Genomic DNA, 6,348 nt, shown 5'->3' with positions numbered 1-6,348 from the left:
GGCGCAGGCCCACTGGCTGGCCTGGGCATTGAACGTGGCCAACTGGCCGCGTTCACGGGCATCGTCCATCAGGGTCTGGCCCTGGTTCAGGTGGTTGACCACGGCGAAGTCGGGTGGCTGCCCGGGTGCGCCATCGCGCAGCAGGCGGCCGATGCGCAGGTGCAGGGCTGGGCGCTCGGCAGGCGCGGCCAGCAGGTAGGCGGCTTCTTGTACCCGGTCGTGCACAAAGGCCAGCTCGACCCGCAGGCCCTGGCTTTCATGGGCCTCCAGCATGGCCATCCACTGGTAGTGCGTGTCTTGGGGCACCAGCAGCCCGGCAGCCAGGGCCGGGGCCAGGGCGCGCAGCACGGTATGGCCTGGGCGCTGGCAAGCGGTGCCCAGCGTTTCGAGGGTGAAGCGGCTGCCCAGGCAGGCGGCCGTGGTCAGCAGGCTGCCGGTATCCGGCGGCAGGCGGCGCAGTTGTTCCAGCATCAGGGCGACCACGTTGTCGGCAATGTGTTCGCTGCGGATGCGCGGCTCTGACCAGCACCAGCGCGGCTGGCTGCGGTCCAGCCAGATGAGCTGGCGGCGGTGTAAATCCCCCAAGAAGCGGCCCAGAAAGAACGGGTTGCCGCCGGTTTTTTCCAGGCACAGATGGGCCAGTGCCTGCACCTGGGGCAAGGGTTGCTGCAGGGTGTCGGCCAGCAACTGGGCCACGTCTTCGGCCTGCAGTGGGCCGACGCTCAGCGCCAGGCTGCGCCCGCCATTGCTGGCCAGCGCGGCCAGGTCCTGGTGCAGCGGGTGGTCAGGGGGGACTTCGTCGGCGCGGTAGGCCGCGATCAGCAAAATGTGCTGCAAGCCCTCATCCAGCGCCAGCTCGCGCAGCAGGCGGCGCGAGACGCGGTCGGCCCACTGCAGGTCGTCGATGAACACCACCAGCGGTGCGTCGGCGCGGGCCAGCGCGGCAAAGCACTGTTGCATGCTGCGCAGAAAGCGGTTTTCGGCTTCGGTGGGGCCGAGTTCGACCACCGGCGACAGGGTCTCGCCCAGCAGCACACCCAGTTCGGGCAGGGCGGTGGCGGCCATGGCGGCATTCGGACCGAGCAGGCTGCGCAGCGCTTCGCGCCACACGGCCTGTTCGCCGGGCGGCAGCGCCAGCACCTGGCGGGCGCGCTGCTCCAGCGCCTGCACAAAGGCCGCGCAGGGCGTGTGCTGGCCAAACTGGTTGAACTTGCCGCTGACCATATGGCCATGGTGGCCCAGCAGGCTGCGCTGCACCTCGTTGACCAACGCGGTTTTGCCGATGCCCGATGCCCCGGCGATGGTCACCGTCTGCGCCGGCCCGGTAGCCGCCGCCTCGAACACTTCAAGCATGCGGCGCACGCCATCGGCGCGGCCATACAGGCGGCCCGACACCTGAAAGCGCTCGGACAAATCACCCTGCGCCAGCACCAGCGCGGCCAATGCCTGCGGTTGGTGCAGATGCAGCAAGATGCGCTGCAGATCACGGCGCAGCACATGGTGGTTTTGGTAGCGGGCCTCGGGGTCTTTGGCCAGCAGCCGCGCCACCAGGCCCGACAGCACCTGCGGCACTTCGGCACGCAGGCTGTAGGCAAGCGGCGGGGTCCGCGCCAGGTGGGCGTGCACCGCCTGTACCGGGTCGTGGCTGGGGCCAAACGGCGGGCTGCCGGTCAGCAGCTCAAACAGCGTGGCCCCCAGTGCGTAGAAGTCGGCCCGGTAGTCCAGGTCGCGGTGCATGCGGCCGGTTTGCTCGGGGGCCATATAGGCCAGCGTGCCCTCCAGGTCGCGCAGGCTGGAGGCCTGGGGTCGTTCGACCAACATGTCAGCGGCAATGCCGAAGTCGATCAGTTTGACGGTGCCGCGGGCCAGGTCGGCAATGATGTTGCCGGGAGCAATGTCTTTGTGCAGGATGTTGTGGCCGTGGATGGCATCCAGCGCCTCTACCACGGCGATGGCGACGTGCAAGGCATCGGCCAGTGGCAGCGGGCCGTGCTGCAGTTGGCTGCGCAACGATACCGCGCCGTCGTCCGGCATGGCCAGAAACAGCACGCCGCCATAGCTGTCCAGTGTCTCGGCGCTGACCACATGGGCGTGCCTTATGCGGCGCGACAGCTCGTATTCCCGCCGAAACCGGGCCACGTCGCCCGGCCCTAGCTGGGCCCGGCGCAAGAACTTGACCACCACCGGCACCCCGTCCTGCAGGCAGCGCACCACCACCGAGCGGCGGCCCTGGTACACCACCTCTTGCACGGTATAGGTGCCAAAGCAGCTGCCGGGCACCGCAAAGGCGGGCGGCGGCCCCATATCCTCTGGCCCGCCCTCCGGGGTGGTGCCGATGAGCGAATGGGATGGCAAGCGCAGGGCAGTCATTGCCTTACATGATAGTGGCTTGTATTTGCAGGGTATCGCTGTTGGGGTATTTATTTTTTTAAAAGAAAAGGGCTGCCAGCGCAGGTTCTACTTGCGCTGGCAGCTATCAAAAGCATAGTTTTTTTATGCGGCTACCGTCGGCCCTGCAAGGCAACTTTCCAGCCATTGCGTGTGGTATTCCCGCAGCCCATCCAAGCGGTATGCGGGTGCGGCCAACAGGTGTTGGGAGACGGTGGGTTGGCTCCAGCGGCCCAGCATCCAGGCACCGCGTGCCGTGCCCTCCATGGCATCGATGCTGGCGTAGCAGGTATGGCCGGGTAACAGGGCTTGCAGCAGGCCCAAGAAAAGGCGGTTGTGCGCCAGCGGGCCTTCGACGACGACGGTGGACCCGGCGGTCGCACTGGGGCGCAATTGCTGCACCAGCCAGGCGGTGACCTGGGCGCAGTACAAGGCGGCCAGGGCCGAACGTTCGGCAGGGGCCAGGGTTGGCAGCGCAACGGCTTGGCCTGCGCGCCACACTTCACCCGTGCGGTGCATGAAGGGGCCGCCTTGCGGGGCGAAGCTGGGCAGGGCGGTAGTGTGGCTGCGCAGTAGGTTTTCCGCGTCTTCCAGCGTGCCCAGGTCGGCCGGGGCGCCGTCCAGCAACGCGGCAAATTCCCGGCCCCCCATGAAGCGGGCGGTGGGCGTGGCCTGGCCGCGCACGTTGACGTTGCACAGCATGTCGTGCTGCGCATCCAGGCTGGCGGTAGGCGCGTCGGGGGCCATCAGCACCGTCCAGGTGCCCGAGGACACCACGGTCAGCTCGGCGGTGCTGGACAGGTAGCGGGCCAGGCAGGCGTTGCTGTCGTGCACGCCCACCAGCACTTGGCAACTGAGGGGCAAGCCCAGGGCCTCGGCCAGCGCCGGGCGCACACAGCCTAAGACCTGCCAGGCCGGGGCCAGGGGCGCGAATTTGTCGGCCCAGCCTTGGGCTTTGGCCAGGGTTGAAAAATCTTGCCGGTCCGGTGACCAGAGCTGGGTGTGGCAGCCCAAGGACGACACCTCGCTGGCCGCCACGCCGCTAAGCCACCAGGCCCAGTATTGCGGGTAGGGCAGCAGGGTTTCTGTGCGCGCCCAGGCATCGGGGTGGCTGTGTTGCAGCCAGTAGAGCTGGCGGGCGGCATTCAGGCCCACCGGCAGATCCGGCGACAGGGTGACATCGAAACCATCGCGCTGGCGCTGGTAGGCGTGGTGCAAGGCGCTGGTTTGGTCGGCATAACTGTCGAACTCATAGTCCATCGGTGGCCAGGCCAGGCTGTCGGCGGTGATGCCGACAAAGGCGGCACCGTGGGTGCTGGCGATGGCGCGGGCGCAGCGTGGCGTCAGGGCGGATGCCGCCAGCGTGCTGCAGATCCAGTCGGTCAAGCCGCCTATGTCCAATGCGCTGTAGCCCAGTGCGGTACCCACCGGCGCATTTTTGCGGCCATGCTGTTCCAGCACGGCACCAAAGTCGTCCACCAGCAGCAGTTTGGCGTGGCTTTTGCCGATGTCGATGACGAGGGTCAGGTCCAAAATCGTGTCCAGCATGGTTTCAGTCCATATGGAACATGCAGGGCAGGGGCTCGGCCACCGGGCTGCCGTCAGGGTTGGTGCGCATCAGGTCGCCCATATAGGCCCACCACCGCTGCATCGCCGGGTGCAGGGGTAGGGTGGCCATGGTGTGGTCCGGCGTGCGGCGCAGCACGGCAAACAGCACGTGGTGTTCCTCGTCCAGGTAGATGCTGTAGTCGCTGACACCGGCTGTCTTCAGCAGTGCGCTCAGCTCGGGCCAGATCTCGTCATGGCGCTTTTTGTATTCCGCCACACAGCCGGGGTTCAGGAACATGCGGAAGGCGAATTTCTCGGCGCTCATGCACGCACCATTCGGCGTTTGAACAACTTGGGCAGCACCATCGACACGATCAGCAGCACACCCACCACCATCGACATCACGATGCCCGTCACGTTGCCCATGCCCATGGCAAAGGTGAACAGGCCCAGCAGCAAGACCGCCAGCATGGTGCCCACAATGCTGCCGCGCCCGCCTTCAATCGCCACGCCGCCCAGGATCACCATGGTGATGGCATCCAGTTCCCAGCCCATCGCAATATTCGGGCGGGTGCTGCCGATGCGCCCGGTCAGCAAAACGGCGGCCAGCGCGGCCATCAGTCCGGCAAACACAAACAGCGCCAGCCGGTAGCGGTCGGCCTGGATGCCTGAGAAGCGCGCCGCCACCGGGTTGGCACCAATCGCGTACAGCCTGCGGCCCAGCACCGTGCGGTGCAGGGTGACGCCCACGGCCACAGCGGCCACCAGCAGGATGGCGAATTCGATGGGCAGGGTGAGCCAGCGCACGCCGATCACCTCGCCCACATAGCTGTTGCCCAGGGTAGAGAACACCTCGGGGTAGCCAGAGATGGATTTGTCGCCCAGCGCCACCATGGCCAGGCCGCGGTACAGCGACAGGGTGCCGATGGTCACCACGATGGACGGCAGCTTGTAGTGCGTGACCAGTACGCCGTTGATGGCCCCGGCCACACCGCCGGTGGCAAATGCGGCCAGCACCATGCCCAGCGGCCCGGCCCCAGCTTGCATCGCATAGCCCATGGCCAGCGAGCTCAGGGCCAGGATGGCGGCAATCGACAAATCAATCTCGCCGGTAATGATCAGCAAGGCCAGGGCCAGCGCCAGGAGGCCTTTTTCGCTGAAGTTGAAGGTGCTGTCGGCCAGTGCATCGACCGACATAAAGCCCGGCTGCGCCCAGCCAAAGCCTGCCAGCAGCAGTACCAGCAGGGCCAGCAGCACCCGCTCCCATGTGTTCCAGGCCTTCATGCCGTGGCTCCTTTGAAAAATGTGAAGACTTACGCAGCGCCCACTGTGCGGCCCGGCGGGCGCACAGTGGGTGCTGCGTAAGTCGCTGTGGAATGTTCCAGAATCTGGCGGCCTGCGCGGCGTTCAGAGCGGGCGTTGACCGCCACGGAAACCAAAATCACCGCCCCGGCAATCGCCTGCTGCCAAAACGGCGACACCTGGATCACCGGCAGTGCCCCGTTGACCACCCCGATGAACAGCACGCCCAGCGCCGCGCCCAGTACCGAGCCGACCCCGCCGCCAATGCTCACCCCGCCAATCACGCAGGCGGCCACCACCGTCAGCTCAAAGCCCGAAGCCAGTTCGGTGTAGGCAATCGAATACCGCCCCACCCACAGCAGCCCGGCAAGCCCGGCCAACATGCCCGACAGGGTGTAGACCATCATCAGCCGTTTGCGCGCCGAGATGCCCACATACGCCGCGGCATGCGGGTTGCCGCCCAGGGCGTAAATTTCACGGCCCTCGCGACGCAGGTTCAAGAATACAGAGGTCAGCGCTAACACCACCAAGGCAAACCACACCAGGGCGGGCAGGCCCAGCCAGGTTTCGCGCGGCAGGCCTTTGATGGCGGCGTGGATGTCCTGGTCGGACACCCATGCGCCCTTGCTGGCCACAAAAATGGCGCCCCGGTAGGCCGACATCGTGCCCAGCGTGACCACGATGGGCGGCAGGTCAAACCGGGTGATCAGCCAGCCGTTCACCGCGCCCAGCAGCGCCCCCACAGCCAGTGCGACCAGCAGCAGCACCGGCACCGAAGCGCCCGGCCAGGCCTTGCCCAGCAGCGCGCACACCATGCCGGTCAGCGCCAGGTTGGAGGCCACCGACAGGTCGATGCCGCGCGTCAGCAGCACCAGCATCTGCCCCATGACGAGGATGGCTAGGATGGCCGAGTCGTTGGCAATGTCCAGGCCGTTGCGCCAGGTTAAAAACACCGGGGCGCGTGCGCCCACAGCCAGGGCGATGGCGGCAATGATGGCCAGCAGCAACCACTCGCGGCGGATAGATGTGATTTTTTTCATGCGGCAACCGCCTCTGGTTCAAAAACAGGCGCAGACGGGCTGGGAACCGGTGCGTGGCCCAGGCCCGAAG

5 protein-coding genes are annotated in these 6,348 nt (G+C 66.7%); all 5 read right to left on the bottom strand.

All coding sequences use genetic code 11. The features are described 5' to 3' along the window. Positions 1-2,370 (bottom strand): AAA family ATPase (locus ABI213_RS10295; protein ID WP_348026939.1); only part of this gene is annotated, 2,370 nt, incomplete at its 3' end. Positions 2,371-2,493: 123 nt separating this feature from the next. Beyond that, entirely contained in the window at positions 2,494-3,936 is a 1,443-nt protein-coding gene (locus tag ABI213_RS10290) for an L-fuculose kinase (protein ID WP_348008938.1), read from the bottom strand. Between the two features lie 4 nt (positions 3,937-3,940). After that, complete coding sequence (rhaM, locus tag ABI213_RS10285) at positions 3,941-4,261, bottom strand: L-rhamnose mutarotase (RefSeq protein WP_348008939.1); 321 nt, start codon at positions 4,259-4,261, stop codon at positions 3,941-3,943. Next, on the bottom strand, positions 4,258-5,220 hold the full coding sequence (locus ABI213_RS10280; protein WP_348008940.1) for an ABC transporter permease: 963 nt from the start codon (positions 5,218-5,220) through the stop codon (positions 4,258-4,260). The genes rhaM and ABI213_RS10280 overlap by 4 nt, the downstream gene beginning before the upstream one ends. Positions 5,221-5,249: 29 nt before the next feature. Then, a complete protein-coding gene (locus ABI213_RS10275) occupies positions 5,250-6,278 on the bottom strand; it encodes an ABC transporter permease (RefSeq protein ID WP_348008941.1) in 1,029 nt (342 codons plus the stop codon). Between the last annotated feature and the right edge of the window lie 70 nt (positions 6,279-6,348).

The organism is Rhodoferax sp. (assembly GCF_039922535.1).
In the GTDB taxonomy this organism is placed as follows: Bacteria; Pseudomonadota; Gammaproteobacteria; order Burkholderiales; family Burkholderiaceae_C; genus Rhodoferax_B.
Note: the sequence above shows the minus strand (reverse complement) of the source record. Positions and strands in the feature narration are given on the sequence as shown.